The 17,936-nt window shown below is 41.1% G+C and carries 11 protein-coding genes and 1 riboswitch; of the genes, 5 read left to right on the top strand and 6 right to left on the bottom strand.

The features are described 5' to 3' along the window. Positions 1-90: 90 nt before the first annotated feature. From HMPREF2794_RS11770 to HMPREF2794_RS11755, 4 genes are all read left to right on the top strand, one after another. On the top strand, positions 91-1,299 hold the full coding sequence (locus HMPREF2794_RS11770; RefSeq protein ID WP_010535415.1) for a cofactor-independent phosphoglycerate mutase: 1,209 nt from the start codon (positions 91-93) through the stop codon (positions 1,297-1,299). Between the two features lie 88 nt (positions 1,300-1,387). Beyond that, positions 1,388-2,689 (top strand): threonine synthase, encoded by a 1,302-nt coding sequence (gene thrC / locus HMPREF2794_RS11765; RefSeq protein WP_010535414.1) that lies wholly within the window; start codon positions 1,388-1,390, stop codon positions 2,687-2,689. Positions 2,690-3,291: 602 nt separating this feature from the next. Beyond that, positions 3,292-4,002, top strand: coding sequence for a hypothetical protein (locus HMPREF2794_RS11760; protein ID WP_010535413.1), 711 nt, complete (start codon positions 3,292-3,294; stop codon positions 4,000-4,002). 6 nt (positions 4,003-4,008) lie between these two features. Then, a complete protein-coding gene (locus tag HMPREF2794_RS11755; RefSeq protein ID WP_070751563.1) occupies positions 4,009-4,518 on the top strand; it encodes a WG repeat-containing protein in 510 nt (169 codons plus the stop codon). A gap of 34 nt (positions 4,519-4,552) precedes the next feature. Here HMPREF2794_RS11755 and HMPREF2794_RS11750 read toward each other — a convergent pair whose 3' ends face one another. From HMPREF2794_RS11750 to HMPREF2794_RS11725, 6 genes are all read right to left on the bottom strand, one after another. Then, positions 4,553-5,188, bottom strand: coding sequence for a thiamine diphosphokinase (locus HMPREF2794_RS11750; protein ID WP_010535411.1), 636 nt, complete (start codon positions 5,186-5,188; stop codon positions 4,553-4,555). Next, positions 5,185-5,793: a nicotinamide riboside transporter PnuC gene (gene pnuC, locus HMPREF2794_RS11745; protein WP_010535410.1), complete on the bottom strand. Its 609-nt coding sequence runs from the start codon at positions 5,791-5,793 to the stop codon at positions 5,185-5,187. The genes HMPREF2794_RS11750 and pnuC overlap by 4 nt, the downstream gene beginning before the upstream one ends. Before the next feature lie 2 nt (positions 5,794-5,795). Continuing rightward, a riboswitch (TPP riboswitch) is annotated at positions 5,796-5,891 on the bottom strand. Between the two features lie 140 nt (positions 5,892-6,031). Next, the gene (locus tag HMPREF2794_RS11740) at positions 6,032-6,928 is read right to left on the bottom strand and encodes a BT_3044 domain-containing protein (RefSeq protein ID WP_010535409.1); all 897 of its coding nucleotides are present in this window, start codon (positions 6,926-6,928) and stop codon (positions 6,032-6,034) included. Between the two features lie 54 nt (positions 6,929-6,982). Continuing rightward, positions 6,983-8,962: a RagB/SusD family nutrient uptake outer membrane protein gene (locus HMPREF2794_RS11735; protein WP_010535408.1), complete on the bottom strand. Its 1,980-nt coding sequence runs from the start codon at positions 8,960-8,962 to the stop codon at positions 6,983-6,985. Positions 8,963-8,974: 12 nt separating this feature from the next. Continuing rightward, the gene (locus HMPREF2794_RS11730) at positions 8,975-12,058 is read right to left on the bottom strand and encodes a SusC/RagA family TonB-linked outer membrane protein (RefSeq protein ID WP_011108277.1); all 3,084 of its coding nucleotides are present in this window, start codon (positions 12,056-12,058) and stop codon (positions 8,975-8,977) included. Between the two features lie 16 nt (positions 12,059-12,074). Then, the gene (locus HMPREF2794_RS11725) at positions 12,075-13,394 is read right to left on the bottom strand and encodes an NHL domain-containing protein (protein WP_016268789.1); all 1,320 of its coding nucleotides are present in this window, start codon (positions 13,392-13,394) and stop codon (positions 12,075-12,077) included. Positions 13,395-13,755: 361 nt separating this feature from the next. Here HMPREF2794_RS11725 and HMPREF2794_RS11720 point away from each other — a divergent pair, with 361 nt between their 5' ends. Next, positions 13,756-17,889 (top strand): hybrid sensor histidine kinase/response regulator transcription factor, encoded by a 4,134-nt coding sequence (locus tag HMPREF2794_RS11720; protein WP_070751562.1) that lies wholly within the window; start codon positions 13,756-13,758, stop codon positions 17,887-17,889. Positions 17,890-17,936: the final 47 nt, after the last annotated feature.

Below are 17,936 nucleotides of genomic sequence, written 5' to 3'. Positions count from 1 at the left end.
AATGAAGAACTAAAAATGAAGAATTACTATGCAGCATAATGGCACAGACAATTCTTCATTCATCATTCTTCATTCTTAATTTCTAAAGAAGTGAAGCATATTATTATATTGGGAGACGGAATGGCCGACTGGCCAGTGAAGTCATTAGGGGACAAGACGCTCCTGCAATATGCGAAGACGCCTTATATGGATAAATTAGCCCGCATGGGGCGCAATGGTCGTTTGATTACCGTTGCCGAAGGTTTCCATCCGGGTAGTGAGGTTGCCAATATGTCTGTGTTGGGGTATAATCTTCCGAAAGTATACGAGGGACGCGGACCGCTCGAAGCTGCCAGTATCGGCGTAGACTTGAAGCCGGGAGAGATGGCAATGCGTTGTAATCTGATTTGTGTGGAAGGAGAGATTCTGAAGAATCACTCTTCCGGACATATATCTACAGAGGAGGCAGATGTGCTGATTCAGTATCTGCAAGAGAAATTGGGAAATGATCGCGTACGTTTTCATACGGGAGTTCAGTATCGGCATCTGCTGGTGATCAAAGGCGGTAATAAAGAGTTGGATTGTACTCCTCCGCACGATGTTCCTTTGAAACCTTTCCGTCCGTTGATGGTGAAGCCTTCAGTGCCGGAGGCTCAGGAAACGGCAGGCCTTATCAATGACCTTATTCTTCAATCACAGGAATTGCTGAAGAATCATCCGTTAAATCTGAAGCGGATTGCCGAAGGCAAAGATCCGGCCAATAGTATCTGGCCTTGGAGCCCCGGCTATCGTCCGCAGATGCCCACTTTCTCCGAAACTTTCCCGCAAGTAAAGAAAGGAGCTGTTATCTCGGCTGTTGACTTGATTAACGGAATCGGATATTATGCCGGCTTGCGTCGCATCGCAGTGGAGGGGGCAACCGGACTGTATAATACAAATTACGAGAATAAAGTAGCTGCCGCTCTGGAAGCTCTGAAGACGGATGACTTCGTCTATCTCCATATCGAAGCCAGTGATGAGGCTGGACATGAGGGGGATATAGATCTGAAACTTCTGACAATAGAGAATCTCGACAAACGTGCGGTCGGACCTATCTATGAGGCTGTGAAAGACTGGGACGAGCCGGTGGCGATTGCTGTATTGCCCGATCATCCTACTCCTTGTGAACTTCGTACCCATACTTCCGAGCCTATACCATTCCTTATCTGGTATCCGGGTATCGAACCGGATGAGGTACAGACATACGATGAGGTATCGGCATGCAATGGCAGTTACGGTGTGTTGAAAGAAGACGAATTTATAAAAGAGTTCATGAAATAACGCTTCGTCACAGATTATGCAGATTGCCCGCCGGACATTGAAATCTGTATGGAACTGCGTAGTCTGTGATGAATAAAAATATGATCTAATGAAATACTATAGTACGAATAAACAGGCGCCGATGGCTTCTCTGCAAGAAGCCGTAGTAAAAGGGCTTGCCGCTGACAGAGGGCTTTTCATGCCTATGACTATCAAGCCGCTTCCTCAGGATTTTTACGATACGATTGACAGCCTTTCTTTTCAGGAAATCGCTTACCGTGTAGCCGATGCCTTCTTTGGTGAAGACGTTCCCGCTGATACACTGAAACAGATTGTGTATGATACATTGAGCTTTGATGTTCCGTTGGTGAAGGTGGCGGACAACATTTATTCTCTGGAACTTTTCCACGGACCTACACTGGCTTTCAAAGATGTAGGCGGTCGTTTCATGGCACGTTTGCTGGGATACTTCATCAAGAAAGAAGGACAGAAGGATGTAAACGTACTGGTAGCGACCTCCGGTGATACAGGGAGTGCCGTTGCCAACGGTTTTCTGGGTGTGGAAGGTATTCATGTGTATGTGCTTTATCCGAAGGGGAAAGTCAGCGAGATACAGGAAAAGCAATTCACTACTTTAGGACAGAATATCACTGCTCTCGAAGTGGACGGAACGTTTGACGATTGCCAGGCGTTGGTAAAAGCTGCTTTCATGGATAAGGAATTGAACGAACATCTGTCGCTGACCTCCGCCAATTCTATCAATGTGGCTCGTTTTCTGCCGCAGGCATTCTATTATTTCTATGCCTATGCCCAGCTGAAGCGTGCCGGAAAAGCCGATAATGCAGTGATTTGTGTACCTAGCGGAAACTTTGGTAACATCACAGCCGGCTTGTTTGGAAAGAAGATGGGCTTGCCTGTCAAACGTTTTATTGCTGCCAACAATCGCAACGATATATTTTATCAATACCTGCAAACAGGTAAATATAATCCCCGGCCATCCATCGCAACTATCGCTAATGCTATGGACGTAGGTGACCCGAGTAACTTTGCCCGTGTGCTTGATCTGTATGGCGGTTCTCATGCTGAGATTTCTGCTGAGATTTCGGGAACTACCTATACTGACGAACAGATTCGCGAAACAGTGAAGGAAACTTGGAAAGAACATCATTACTTGCTCGATCCTCATGGGGCATGCGGCTATCGCGCTTTGCAAGAAGGATTGAAACCGGGTGAAACGGGAGTATTTCTCGAAACAGCTCACCCTGCTAAATTTCTGGAAACAGTAGAAGGTATTATCGGTGAAGCGGTAGAGATACCGGCCAAGCTGCAGGAGTTTATGAAAGGGGAGAAGAAGAGCTTGCCAATGACGAAGGAATTTGCAGACTTCAAGAAGTATCTGCTTACTATTTGATCCTGTTGCTCAAGCAAATATCCTTAGAAATAATAGATTTTCCGCTGTTACCTATAAGTGTATATCTTCTTAGGTAACAGCGGATTTATTATACTCTGAATCGAACAAAAATTAAATTCTATATCCCTCCTAATGATTTGAAAGCTGTTTTTGCTCTCATTGTAGTGTATCTTCAAAGAGTTTCATGCCTTGAAACAAATGGTTTCAAGTAATGAAACTTTTAGTTTCAAGGCATGAAACACTTTGTTCCAACGGTTGAAACTGATATTGGAATCAGGGCTGATCAATTACTCCATATTTACTAACTTGTCTGTCTGTGTATACGTTGTCGATCTGTTATTATGCTTCATTACGAATCGGAAAAGAATATATTTAGGCACGGATTACACGGATTAACACGGTTGTTTTACGTAATCATAGCACTAAAACCGTGAAATCCGTGTAATCCGTGCCTAATCCTCAATTTATAATTCAGTTCATTTCTGTGCGGAAATGAATCAAATACTTCTATTTTTTGTGACTTGATTTATTGCAAAACCGGTATGGATTTAGTAGCTTTGTAAGTGAACACAAATGGGATATTTTATTCTAAAATAGTTAATATGGATCAAATTGTTGAAGTAAAATACGACTCTCAATTTAATCAGATTGAGAATCTGACATGGTATCCTTGGGTAGGTAAGGACTATGAGGATGGTAAACGTAGGATTTTAATTGTAGGAGAATCTCATTACATCGACGAAGATATTGAAGATGAGGGAAAACTGAGGGAACAGGAGGTAAAAGTAGATAAATATCATACGAGAAATTGTTTGTATGAAGTATTGGTAGATAAATCATGGTGTAATAGAACCTACCCTAATTTAATGGAGGCATTATGTGACCGAGGGATAATTTCTGAAGATAAATTGGTGTTGTCGAAAATTGCATATTATAATTTTATCCAAAGACAATTGGATTATACCACTGCACCTAAGGAACGTCCCAATCTTGATGATTATGAAATAGCTTGGGAACTCTTTTTGAAAATTGTCGATATATTACATCCTACTGATTGTATCTTTGTTGGGATAGAGTCTTCGCAGCTGTTTGAAAGCACGATGGCCAAATATCAGATTCAATATTCAGAGATTGATATATTAGAAAAAATTAATAGAGTTTACCCAAGGAAAATGTCCATTAATATGAACCCTAACTATAGTGTTAATATTGTATTTATGAAGCATTCGTCTTGTTATTTTAGTCCAGGGAAATGGTATGAGTTTCTAACAAAACAAATACCGGAAGCAATGGAATGGATCAATTCAAAATAATTAGAAATGATGATTATCGATACCTATCCTTTTATCAATGGGAAAGCTGTTGTGTGGGTAAAAGATTCTGTATTTACGGAAGATAATTCTCCTGTTGTAGCAAAATGTGGATTAATTAATAATATAGATAAGTTTATTATTCCTCCGATATATGATAATATCCAATATATCGGAACTGATACGGTTGCTGTAAATATTGGTTTCAAGGAAGGGAAAAAATATCAGTATTCTGGAAGATGGGGAATTGTTGATTTGAACAATCAGATTCTTGTGCCCTTAAAATATACGGATATGATATGTTGGGAAGATGGCATAATGTTCTCTGCAGAATATAGGAGGAAGTGGGGTGTCATTAATATAAAGGGTGAAGTAATTATTCCTTTTAAGTTCGACTGGATATCATGGCCTGATAAAAATGGGAATATTCCTGCCTGTAAAGCAGGAAAGTATGGATGCCTTAATATGAAAGGTAATGTCATCCTTCCATTTGTTTACGATTCTGTCACTTTTAAATAGTAAAAGTGCGGCATCGTACAGGAATGAATAAATATTATAGATAATCAGAAATTACGAGGAATACTAAATATTCTCCCGTGCAATAAATGCTAAACTCTTCTGCTATAGCTTCATTCAATGTGCCTTGCCACCAATTAGTAAAGTCACTAAGAGGATAAACCAATCCTTTTCCTTTCAATCCTTTAGCACCGAAATTGATAATAGAGACTTGCTGTCCGGGATGTGAAGCGAAAGTTTGTGTATCTTGTGCAGGAATAAATATACCGTAGTCAGTTATCATCCGTACTTCCATACCACTTCTCATATACTCCATGAGTAGGCTGATGTTTCCTAATGTATGGTCTTCCCGTTTGCCGGTAGCACCTACGATGGCGATTTTCCGTATGCCTTTACTTTGCAGATAATGAACAGCTTTGGTCTGATCATTCGTCTCCTGATCCGGAATTTGATGGATAATAGAAGAAAAACGCTTTTTATATTCTGGTAGAAGCGAGTCTCCGTCTCCTATAATTATATCAGGAGTATGTCCACGCGAAATATATTCGTTGGCGGCTCCATCACAACAAACTACATATTTGGCATCTGCCAAAACTTGTAAAGGGAGTGGATGGACAGGATATTCGCCGTTGGCAAGTATCACGGCTTCGTGTGTATAGTGTTCGTTTATCATTGTATGCTCATTAATTTTTTCCATTTGAAGTAGCCAAAGATAGCTATAATGGAGTAAAGTCCGTACAATACGGAGGTGAAATAGAGATCTTTATAAATATATAGTCCGCAACAGACGATGTCGACAAGAATCCAGGCAAACCATTGCTCAATGTATTTGCGTGCCAGCATCCACATTCCGACAATGCTCAACGCTGTTGTGAAGCTGTCCAGCCACGGAACGTTACTGTCTGTGTATTCGATAAGTATCCAGGCAATGCCGACGAAAGACACGATAAACACTAGAAGCAGTGGCAGGTAACATTTCCATGGGGTATGTACAATCGGAAGATCTTTCGTTTTCTCTGTCGTTTGCCCGTCAGTTGTCAGTTGGCTTTTCTTTTTCCGGTGTCCCCACATCCAGAAGAACCATCCGTAGATGGCAGCTATCAGATAGTAAATGTTGATGCCGAAGTCGGCATACAGTCCTGCGTCGTAATAAACAAAGATATAAATGGCCGGCATGATGATGCCCGCCAGCCACAGATAGATACTGGCGCGATACTCCAGCCACAGGTAGATAATGCCGATAAACGTACCGAATATCTCCAGATAATTCATTTCCATATTTGCTTATTTATTCGTTCTCTACGCCGGCATTACCCGGATCAGATTCTATGGGTATGTTCTCAGCCTGTCATGTTAGGGCACCCCTATTGCGTGAATCGGCGGTAAAATTACGAATTTAGCAGAAGGAAAACAAGGAATCATGTAAAAACAAGTCTTCCGTTAAAAAACGAAGAGGAGATTTCAACGGCATTTTTGTGATGCCGTGAAATCTCCTCTTCTCCTCATTTGTCGTGTATTATAAAACTTCTTTTTCTTTAGTCAGTTGCTCTTCATATATCGTGTTACCGATTGTATATTTGAGGCTGAACTTTTTGGCGGTTGTGTTGTAGGTACTTTCTCCTGAGTCGACAATTGCCGGTCCGTTTTCAGCATCCCATGCTTTGACCGAAACTTTCTTCACATCATTAGTGCCTTCCACTATCTGATCCGTGATGGTCAGTTCTATTGTACCCGTTTGGATATCAGCCTTCTCGTCGCTCTCGTTGTTCATGGCATAGAATAGTCTGACGGTGTTGACTCCGGTAGGCTTAATCGTTTTAGGCTTCTGAATCGTCTTCGGAGTTTCTCCTTCTAAAGTGGTATGTCCACTCATCTGGTAACTGCCCGAATAGTCATTCTTTAATTTTAATAGAACCAACATTTTACACCCGGATGTACTTATCGGATATCCTGTTGTACTTTCTATTTCGACGGGGATGACGTATGACTGGTCAATCTTCAGACTTGCTGTCTTTATCAACACAGGAACTTCGGCGGAAATACCTTCAGCGTGCTTGATTACCGTATTCTCCAAAGAAGGAATGGAATATAAATCAGTATCCAATGATTTATAATATTTGTCCTCATTCAGAACGGTCCAGTACTTTCTATTGTAAATATCTACCAGCTCTTCGTTGATCTTCATTTTTACGTTCACATCTCGATCTAATGCTAACGTACCGGAACTGCTGACCGTGAAATAAGTTTTCACTTCTTCGTTACTGTAGCTTACTTCTGTAGTCCATACTCGGTTGTAAGCGCCGATCAGGTAGATTTCTTTCTGATATTGTTCTTTTTCAAGCAGGTCTTTTTCACAAGAAGTGATGGAGAGTGTTAGTAAAGAACAGACCACTAGTTTGTATATTGATCTCATTATATGTTCAATTTTATATGATTAATAATCAGTTATATAATGGAAAGAGGTAAGTTACCAATCTCCGAATCCGTCCCATCCTGGATTTTGTTTCAGTTTCGCGTTTTTATCCAATACGGCTCTCGGAATAGGATAGAAGTACATCTTCCTGTCAAAGCTGCGTAATGCATACTTATGAACTACATTGACAACAGTATAGAATTGGTCTCTTTCGGTCGTCTTCTTGGTAACGTCCATACCTTGTACCGGTTTGTTCTCTTCTGTTTCTGCTAGTCCCCAACGACGCAGGTCATGATATCTTCTTCCTTCGCATGCAAATTCGATCATACGTTCGCGGATGATTAACTGACGCATCTTCACTTGATCGCTGGCATCGGCAAGGGTGATGCCCGGCAATCCGGCACGGTAACGAATCATGTTGAAGTAGTACATGATTTCCTCCGGATTATACAAAACATGATAAGTGGTGTTATCTGCCGCTTCCGTATATTCCGGTTCTCCTTTCAGTTCATTCAATGCTTCTACATAGTTCAACAGTATTTCCGCATATCTGAATACAGGGAATGTTTTCGGTTTTATTTTAGCACCTGTATGACTGGTACAGTTATCCTCCGGATGGATATATTTCTTTAGAGTATATCCCGTTAAGTTATAGTCTTCTGGATTGGCAGCCTGTTTTGCACAGTTGCCATTCACGTAATATCCTGCTGTAAAGTTAGTCACGTTGGGAGCTTCGGTTCCTGTTACCGAAGTTGCGGGCCAGAAACATTCACAGAATCCGATAGATGCGTAGAAACGCGGTTCGCGGTCCAGATACATTTTGGCAACGGTTGGTCTCAGCTCATATCCTGTGGCGATGGTAGGTACAGTACCCGCTTCTTCATAATAATCAGGTTGTTGCACATAATCTTCTCCATCTTTCATGTAGTAGGCATCTATGAGTTTCTGAGTGATTCCTAAGCCGTTCCATCCTCCCAGTTTCAACGGGAAGGCGATTGAAATGATGTTGTTGTTCAAGGGAGTAGCATAAATAAGTTCAGGGTTTTTCACAGCCAGTGCTTCTCCATTGAACATGTCTATATACGAATGGTAAGGATCGATTCCTCCTACTCCTAACGGAAATTCCGCTTGTGACGCCTGAGAGGATGCATACGTGTTTTCATCGCTGGGTACAGTGTATAATGAGTAAATACCGCTATCGATAATTCTCTTGGAGGCAGCAGCTGATTTCGCCCATTTCACCGGGTCATATTGCTGGGCTATCATGTTTCGTCCGTCGGAAGTGGTCCAGTCGGCATAATATTGATTGCCGTTGTACCACTTGGAAGCTTGGTAAAGCCGGACACGTGACATGAGGGCGGCTGCCGCATATTTGGTAGGACGTTCGAACTGAGTGCTCGGGCGCGTCGGGTCCAGTAGACTGTAAGCTTCTTCGAGGTCTTTGCAGATATATTCCACACATTCATCGTACGTGTTACGTTCGAATGACAAGTTTTCAATGTTTTCATCTACCGACAGCGGCTCTTCGGGAAGGATGACTGCCGGTCCGTAAAGTTCCAACAGATAGAAATAGAAGGAAGCTCTCATGAAATGAGTCAAACCCATAATTTCACGTCTGTCCAATCCTTTCAGGTCTTTGCATTCATCGATGCGGGTGAAGATAGTGTTACACTTACGGATACCTTTGTAGTATTGTCCCCACATGTTGTAGTAAGAATCGTTCTGCGTGATTTTGTCTGCATACAAGTAGGTACCGGCGTACTCAGCTTTCTGCCATGACAGAAGGACTTCATCTACCGCAGTCTCGTAAGGACCGTAGGAACCGGAAAACAAGTTGCCTTGAGCGGGCATTAATGCCGCAGTTCCCCACACATAACGCTCCAGATAATCTTGTCTGGCAAAGATGGAGTCGAGTGGAGTCAGGTCGTTAAAGTATTCATCAACTGCCAGATAGTTGCATGAAGTCAGCATGAACGGGATGATTCCCAGTGTCGTGCATAGAATATGAAGGCTTTTCTTTAATATCTTTTTCATAATAGTTTTCAATTAGAACGTAGCTGTTAACTGTAAAGAGAAGGTACGCTGTAGCGGATATACGGCGCCGTTTTTAGATGCCTGTCCCGGATCCCATAGTTTCACTGAATCCCATACTGCCAGATTCTGTCCGACAAATTGCAGATTCATATCACTGATGCCCACTGTCCTTAGTACTTTATTCGTTCCGATACGATAGGAAATATCCAATGATTTCCAACGCAGGTAAGAACCATCTGCCAGCCAGAAAGTAGAAGCACGGTTATTGTTCTTATTCTCTCCGTAAGTCAGGCGCGGGAAACGTGCATTCGGGTTTTCTGTAGAAGGATCCCCTGAATACCATGCCGGTGTCCAACGATTCTTCGGGTCGTTTACGATGGATAGAATGTTGCCGACTTCTCCGCCTGAGAAGGGATAGAATCCGGAACCGCCGTATAAGAAGTTAACTTTGGCTGCTCCAGTGAATAAAGCACTGATAGTCCATCTTTTATATCTGTACTCCAGTGCAAAACCGTATTGAATTTGCGGTACATTGGAGTGTGCAATAGGAACAATATCGTCATCGTCAATTTTTCCGTCAGCGTTCACGTCTTTATAGCGGATATCTCCGGGGCGTACTTCGCCGTATGTCTGTTTCGGGCTTCGGTTGATTTCATCCTGATTTTGAAATAAGCCTAATGCAACCAAACCGCGCATAACACCATAATTTACATCGCTATACGATTGGTAAGGGTAGCGCACCGCATCTTGGTCCCAATGTACAACTTTGCTGACAGCATATGTCATGTTGGCACGCACCGTGAAAGAGTTGTCTTCGTTTATTTTCTGGTTCAGGTAAATGTTACCATCTATACCGCTACTGCGCATACGTCCTACGTTGGTATATGGGTTGGTCACGACGCCTACTTCCGAAGGCATCATTTTTCTTTCCTGAAAGATATTATCACGAGTGTCTCTGAAGATATCTACCGTTCCACCTATTTTATCATTGAGAAATTGGAAGTCGATACCCAGGTTATATTTCTTGGCTACCTCCCAATGTAAGTTGTTGGCTCCGATTTGTTTTTCTGTCAATCCATTGGAACCCCAACGACTACCACCTCCAAAGTTAATCAACGTCAGATATGGGAACCGACGTCCACCACCGATCTGATCGTTACCAACTTCACCATAAGAAGCTCTGATCTTCAAAAAGTTGAGCCATCCTGCATGATTCTGCATAAATTCGTATTGGGTCGGGATCCATCCTAAGGCTATTGCAGGGAACAAACCGAATTGTTTGCCCGGTTCAAAGTTTTCGGAACCGGTGTATCCTACGTTTCCTTCTATCAGATAAGCATCTTTATAAGAGTAAGTAGCTCTGGCAGATAATGCTTGATAACGTTTGGGAATAGATGAAATTTCATCATTTGCTTCGGTGGTTTCGGTGCTTTGCATATAGTAATGTATCAAACCGGTTACACGGTGTTCCTGATTGAAAAGTCTTTCATAGGCAAGTTGCGATTCGAAGTAATATCTCCGGTCACTGGCAGCACTCTTGGCGAATTGAATGTTGCTGGCTGATACCGTACGTTGTGTCATTAATGAACCGTCATTGTAACGGCCAAAGGCCTTGTATAGGTCCGGCATTTTGGAGCGGACTACGTTGTGTATATTGTTATTGTTATACGAGAACATTCCTCTGGCAGTCAAACCCTTGATCCATTTTCCGAAGTCTTGACGTAAGGTGAAATTGATGTTCATAGTGGTCCGGTTTCCCTTTTTAAATCCGGTATGGTTCAACAAGATATATGGTGAGATTTGTTCTCCGTTTTTCCCATAAGCAGGAAGCATTCCATTGGAATAACGTAAAGGCACCGTCAGGGGAGTCAGATAGGCTTGTGCGGCCCAGAGTGCGTCATTGTTAGTTCCGAATCCCGGTGCTCTGTCTTCTACAATAGCTCCGTCCATAGCCAATCCCATGATCGTCGATGAAGTTAGATTCATGTCTACCTTTGCGCGGAAATTATATTTAGCCCATTTGACATTCGTGTTGTATTTGTTAACTTTGTCTTGCTTGAAGATAGCATCTTTGAATGTACCTCCTACACTGACAAAATATCTGGCAACTTTTCCACCACCGGATACATTTAAATAGTGCTGATGATTAATAGTTACATCTTTCAGTATCTCTTTTTGCCAGTTAACGTTTGGATATAAGTCATTGTCCAGTCCTGCTTTAATAATCTCCAGTTCTGTCGGGCTATAAAGAGGGTCCATATTGCTTACCACTCGGGCTTCGTTTGCCAAGCTGGCATAATCGTATGCTTCCAGATATTCGGGCATACGGGGGGAATAAGAGAGAGTCATACTGCTTTTCCAGGTTACCTTGGTGCGACCTTCCTGACCGGAACGGGTCGTTACCAAAACAACGCCATTTGCACCACGTACACCATAAACGGCTGTTGCCGAAGCATCTTTCAAGATAGAGAAGCTCTCAATATCCGACGGGTCGAGGTCGTTGAGGTTTCCTTCAATACCGTCAATCAAAACCAGCGCAGACTGGTTGGCACCAAATGTGCTGATACCGCGAATCCAGAACTCAGAAACATCCTGCCCCGGTTCGCCGCTTCGGTCAACGGCTATAATACCGGGAACCACACCTCCCAGCATATTGGCTACGGAAGTTGACGGAGCACTGATGGCAGCCGGATTGACACTGGTGACAGCACCTACCACGCTGACTTTACGTTGTGTTCCCATACCTACAACAACTACTTCGTCCAATGATTCTGAGTCGGGCTCCAGAGATATACGCATCTTCTTATCGGTTTGAGCAACCACTATTTCTTTGCTCTTATATCCCATAAATGAAACAATCAGCGTTGTTTTTGGAGCTAATGATTTCATACTGAAGTTACCATCCATATCTGTTATAGTTCCGGTTTTTTCTTTCCCTTTAACAGATATGTTTGCACCCGGGAGCGGATCACCATGTTCATCTAACACGATTCCGGCAATTTGAATTGGTTCTTGTTGGGCCCATATCCCTTGTGTTGCATTTCCTGCCAATAGCAGAAAGAAACACAGGGCTAATTTAAAATATAGTGTTTTCATTTCTATTCCTTATTAATTATTCAATAGCAAGTTTTCTGATGCAGTGGTTGTTTTGATCTGCAATGTAAAGAAATTCATTTTTGTCCAAATAGACACCCCAAGGCTGATCGAATTGGGCTTCCAAAGGATCCCCGTCTTTGTATCCTTTCCCGCTACCTGCTATCGTGGTCACGATATTTAACTTGGTGTCAACTTTACGAATCCGATGGTTATTAACATCCGCTATATATAAATTGCCTTCTTTATCAATAGCAATTCCACGCGGCTCATTGAATTGTGCTTCTTGTACATCTCCGTCCCGGAAGCCTGCGCCTGCACCGGGAATATATTCTTCAATGTCTCCGTCTAGAGCTGGCCAACCGTCCGTATCGCGTGTGAGCTTAAAGCGATAAACTGCACTCTTACTATGCAACACACAATAAACATACTTATCAACCGGATTGTAAGCACATAAACCATTGGAGCCTACATTATAGAGTGTACCGATTCGTTTTGCTTTGTTGGGATTTAAGGTTCTTTTATTCTTATCAAAAGGTTGTGTCCACAATTGTCCTGTGTTTTGGCGGTATATCACAAAAGTAGAATCTACAGGGTCGAGAACAACACTATGCATCCATCCTCCGTTGGCTAAAAGCTGTCCCATTTTATCAGCCACCCAGCTCACATTAGCATCGAATAAGAAACAACCGAAGTTAGCATTATCGCATGGACCAAATAGTTGTTTCTTTTCTTTATCGATAAATAAAGGTTGGTCGATTACCATGCCATCCAGTAAAGTGATCGTTTTATTTTGTTCGATGGATGATAAACGCGTTCTCCCATCAGAGTCGAATATGAATACATTGTCATCATTGTCTACAGCTACATACCTTGGAGTATTGAATGTGGTCTCGCCGAGAGTTCCGTCTTTATTGCCACCTTCTTTGGCTTTTCCTACTACTGTAGATACGGAAGAAGTTACAATATATTTGAATGTTTTTTCAGCATTGCTGAGTTCAGCTTCTTTTCCGGCAATCTCCACCCGTACATGGCTTTCTCCTCCGGCTTGCTTGGGCACTTGGGCATAAATAACATCAGGCTTGACACCTAAAACCAATGCCTCCCGTTCATTACCTACTTCATCCTTGAAGTAAACTTTCACTTGGCTTTTGTCTTCTCCGAAATTGGAACCTTTAACAATGAATTTGGTTCGTATGCCACCGGAATCGGGCATAAACTCTGTAAACTTGACTGGTTGATTAGGATCGAAAGCTGTGCTTTTCTTGTCTTCATTACAACCTACTATTAGTAGCAGGAAGCCGAAAACCATCCAGATTAGATTAAATGATTTACGCATGTTTTTCTATAAGATTTTATTAGTTTGAAAAAAGGTCTTTTTAGGCTTTCTATTTAAATAAGGTTTAATAGATTCTAATTGATTTCAATTTGACTTAAGGGCTTTTGGCTTTTTCTCTCATGTGATTAATTGTTTTAAATATTACAGATTCAAAGGTGTAAATGGCTATATATAATTGTGAAGCACACTTTCCGTTCGGTTTTCAGGATACAAACTTAGGGGATTTCAAGGAATCAGGAGCATATGCTTTTATTCATCCATGTATATCTTTTCATTCAAAATTGCTTTTTTTATCATTTGCTTCGCCTTTCTGTTATAATATTGATTATTTTTGTGACACTTAAACTAATATGAATATATAATGAAGCGAACCGTTCGATATACCGTCCTTGTTTTGATTGCTATTATAAATTCTTTAGTTATTACTACTTCTCTCTATGCTGTTCTGCCTTATAATGAACTTCATCAGTTGAATATGAGTAATGGCTTGGTAGATAACATCATTACTTGTATCTATCAAGATCAAGATCGTTTTATGTGGTTTGGATCCAGTAATGGGCTGAGTCGATATGACGGGAAGCAGATTCGCAATTTTAGTGTAGACAATGCGAGGATGTATGTTTCCGATATAAAAGAGACTTCTGATGATAAATTGTGGGTAATAGCTAATGAGTATTTATATTGTTTTGATCGACGGAAAGAGAAATTTGTTCTTCCGTCTTTTCAGGATGGAAAAAAGGCCATTTCTGTAAGTGCTATGGAAATAACGGGGGATTCACTTTTTTGGATAGTAAAAGGCGGACAATTGCAATGCTTGAAACGACATTATAAATTAGTGAAAGGTGACTTACAAATAGAGATGACCGTCGAAGCAGGCTATCCGTTTTTTTTAGATGAGGGGGAATCTTTTTCGAATTTATGTGCTTCACAAGACGGGCATTTCTTGTATTTGGTTACCGATAAGGGAAATTTGTTGTTCTTTGATAAGATTGCAGGTAAAGTGGTCCGGAAGTTCAAATACTCTATTAATCCTAGTGCTAATGCTACTACTATCATGAGTGAAGGGGAATATATTTGGGTTTCTTCTATAGTGGGTGGAGTAACTCGTCTGCATATTCCCACGGGAAAATCTGATTATTATCAGTATAATGAGGATGCCAGGTTGTCTTCTTTATCACATTCAGATGCGTATGGGGTGGTTGCGTTGGATAATGATTCTTACATTGCAGTAACCTGGAATGGATATACTCTGTTAGCTCCTGAAGAAAATGATCCTTCTAAGTTGTCGGCAACGCCTTATACGAATACCTCATTTTTGCAGTACCGGAATGTAGAGACAAGAATGATTTCTGTTTATTATGATAAAGAGGGAATACTATGGATCGGAACTAGAGGAGGAGGGATTGTCTATTTTGATTTTAGACAGCATTCTTATATGCAATATCACAGCAAAAAACATAATGAAATCTCTGCTCAGGTAGCTGACAAAGATGGTCGAATTTGGTTGGGCACTTACCATGAAGGAATTATGCGTAGTGACCAGCCTTATGCTAAATCGCGACCGCTGAACTTTTCTCCTGTGGGCAATCAAAAGGAAGTCCCGGTGTTTTGTGCAATCAAAGATTCATGTTCTAATTTATGGTTTGGAAATGCTTCCGGAAACTTGATTTGTTATGACTGGAGTTCCGATTCTTTCCATATATATCCGCTCAATCATTTAGGGAAAAAGGTAAACTCCTATATAGTGGCCTTAATGATTGACTCCCGTTATCGGTTTTGGGTATGCACTTCTGCCGGATTGTACTTATTTGATCATCAGACAGGTCATTTTGAATTATTCTCATTGCGTGAAGCCTTGAAAGAAGATGCAGAGCCATGGGTCACTGCTATTTGTGAAGATAAACAGCGGAATATCTGGATAGGGACAGCAAAAGGTATTGTACGATTATCACAGGTAAATGTTCGTCCATTAAAGATGGTTCATGGATATGAAGAAAAAGAAAATATAGGAGCTCGTGTAGTTAGTGCTTTACTGACTGGTACTGACGGAACTGTATATGTGGGTTATAAAAATGGATTTGGAATCATTCCTGTGGGCGAAGATAGGATAACGTCTTTTTATACAGTAAAAGATGGACTTTGTAATGATTGTATAGATTGTATAGTGGAAGATGAGAAGAAGCGTATTTGGTTGGGGAGTATATCCGGTATCTCAAGATATAGCCGACAACAACATGTCTTCTACAACTATTATATTTCTAGTAGCAATAAATCTGTGATGTTGTTTAAGAATACTTTATTTTGGGGAAATAACAAGAGCTTAACTTATTTTGAACCGGAAATACTGACATCTGCCACCATTGCCAGCAAAACTCTTTTAACTGGATTGGAAGTCGATAATAAACAAATCAATATAGGTGAGAAGATAAAAGGGCAAGTTGTTTTGGACTCAAATATTGCATCAATTGACCATTTGGAACTGGTCAATGCAAACCGTGATTTCTCTCTCCTTTTCAATAATCTGGCTTTTTCGAAGGATCTGCAAAAATATAGCTATCGGTTATATCCATATCAAAAAGATTGGATTGTTTCTGAAGCGGGTAAGGTCTCGTTTACCAACTTGTCTGCCGGTTATTATATTTTTGAAGTCAAAACATTGTTCCCTAATAATACGGAAGGAGACGTTACTGCATTGCCGATAACAATCCTTCCACATTGGAGCCAGACCGTTTGGTTTCGTTTGCTTTTGATTTTCTCGGTTTTATTTTTGGTTGGTTATATTTTCTATAGTTTGTTGCGGCGGCAACGTCGTTTCAAAAAAATGATTCAATTGAAACATGAACTGACGATTGCAAATTTGGAGAGAAACGCAGAACGGCATATACGGGAAGAACGTGAGAACTTTTTTATGAATGCTGCTCATGAGTTAAGAACTCCTCTTACTTTGATACTTGCTCCTATACATGATATAATGAAGTCCATTACCCCATCGGATAATTGGTTTGATTCATTTAGCAGATTGCACAAGAATTGTCTTTCTCTACAGACATTGGTTGATCGTCTGCTATATGTACAGAAGATAGAGGGAGGCATGATAAAACTTCATTTGTCAGAATCGGATATAAAGGAGATTGTTAGCCGGGTGGCTAATCCTTTTCTGCAAATGGCTATGGTCAAGAAGCGGGAATTTTTGGTCCAGGTGGATACAGTGCCTTTGTATTTATGGGTGGATGTGGCGAAAATAGAATCAGCTGTTCAAAATTTGTTATCAAATGCCTTTAAATACACTTCTCAGAATGGACGTATTGAACTGGCTGTGTCAGAGGCGGAAATTGACGGAAGACCTTATTGCCTTGTAACAGTGTCTGATAATGGAGTTGGGATACCTGATGATTTGCAACAGCACGTGTTTGATTCGTTTGTAACAGGGAAACGTATCCCGCAATATTCCACGTCAATAGGTCTTGGATTACATATTGTAAAGCATACGATGGGGTTGCATCATGGATTTGTAACGTTAACCAGTCGTGTTGGAGAAGGAAGCCGGTTCGTTCTGCACATTCCGGTGGGACTTTCTCATTTTGTTCCAGGAGAATATGAAATGGTACCTGATCCGGTGAAGGGAGATTTGTTGGAAGAGTGTACGACAGAAGAACGTCCGATGGAAGAAGTAATAGCAGAAAAGAATGAGACTATGGAGGAGACCGTTAACAGAGTGAAAAATAATAAGGAATTTTTGTTGATCATAGAGGACCACGATGAGATGAGAGAATATTTATGCAGTCTATTTAAAGAAGATTATAATGTTATTGAGGCTGGAAATGGAGAAGAAGGGGTGGCTATGGCTGATAAATATATACCTAAATTAATCATATCTGATATAATGATGCCTGTTAAAGATGGGTTTGAATGTAGTCGGGAGATTCGTGAAAATAAGCGGACTTTTCATATACCGGTTATCTTTTTAACAGCTAAAGCAGAGGATGCTGACCGGTTGAAAAGTTTACAAATAGGGGTAGATGACTATATAATGAAACCTTTTAATCCGGAGTTCTTGAAAGAGAAGGTGAAAGCGTTGATAGAACAACGTGATCTGTTAAGAAAACTTTATGCGAAAACTCTTATGCTGGATGAAGAGGTACTGGAATCTTCAGAAGATGTTCAGGATGTTTTTATGCCTAAAATGCTTCAGATTATAGAAGAAAATTTATCAAACCGGAATTTTACAATAAAAGTGCTGACGGACAAATTGAATATGAGCCAGCCGACCCTTTATCGCAAGGTTAAGCAGAAAACTGGTTTGTCGATTATAGAGGTGATTCATGGAGTACGGATGAGTAAAGCTGCCTCTATTATCATGAGCGGGCGATATAGCAGTCTGACAGAAGTTGCGGAAATGGTAGGATATGATTCGATGATTTCCTTCCGTAAGCAGTTCGTTGCACAGTTTGGGGTGCTTCCTTCCAAATATATGGAAGAGAAAATGAGGAAATAAGAAGCCGCGTTTCATGTTGGCGGCTTCTGTACTATCTGTTTGAATTG

It is taken from the genome of Bacteroides sp. HMSC067B03, from assembly GCF_001811315.1.
In the GTDB taxonomy this organism is placed as follows: domain Bacteria; phylum Bacteroidota; class Bacteroidia; order Bacteroidales; family Bacteroidaceae; genus Bacteroides; species Bacteroides faecis.
The sequence above is the reverse complement of the archived record's forward strand: the minus strand, read 5'-3'. Positions and strand labels throughout refer to the sequence as shown.

Coding starts and splice junctions, on each gene's coding strand:
- HMPREF2794_RS11730 (WP_011108277.1), bottom strand. CDS start 12,058: ATGAAAACACTATATTTTAAATTAGCCCTGTGTTTCTTTCTGCTATTG.
- HMPREF2794_RS11740 (WP_010535409.1), bottom strand. CDS start 6,928: ATGAGATCAATATACAAACTAGTGGTCTGTTCTTTACTAACACTCTCC.
- thrC (WP_010535414.1), top strand. CDS start 1,388: ATGAAATACTATAGTACGAATAAACAGGCGCCGATGGCTTCTCTGCAA.
- HMPREF2794_RS11750 (WP_010535411.1), bottom strand. CDS start 5,188: ATGATAAACGAACACTATACACACGAAGCCGTGATACTTGCCAACGGC.
- HMPREF2794_RS11735 (WP_010535408.1), bottom strand. CDS start 8,962: ATGAAAAAGATATTAAAGAAAAGCCTTCATATTCTATGCACGACACTG.
- HMPREF2794_RS11755 (WP_070751563.1), top strand. CDS start 4,009: ATGATGATTATCGATACCTATCCTTTTATCAATGGGAAAGCTGTTGTG.
- pnuC (WP_010535410.1), bottom strand. CDS start 5,793: ATGGAAATGAATTATCTGGAGATATTCGGTACGTTTATCGGCATTATC.
- HMPREF2794_RS11720 (WP_070751562.1), top strand. CDS start 13,756: ATGAAGCGAACCGTTCGATATACCGTCCTTGTTTTGATTGCTATTATA.
- HMPREF2794_RS11760 (WP_010535413.1), top strand. CDS start 3,292: ATGGATCAAATTGTTGAAGTAAAATACGACTCTCAATTTAATCAGATT.
- HMPREF2794_RS11725 (WP_016268789.1), bottom strand. CDS start 13,394: ATGCGTAAATCATTTAATCTAATCTGGATGGTTTTCGGCTTCCTGCTA.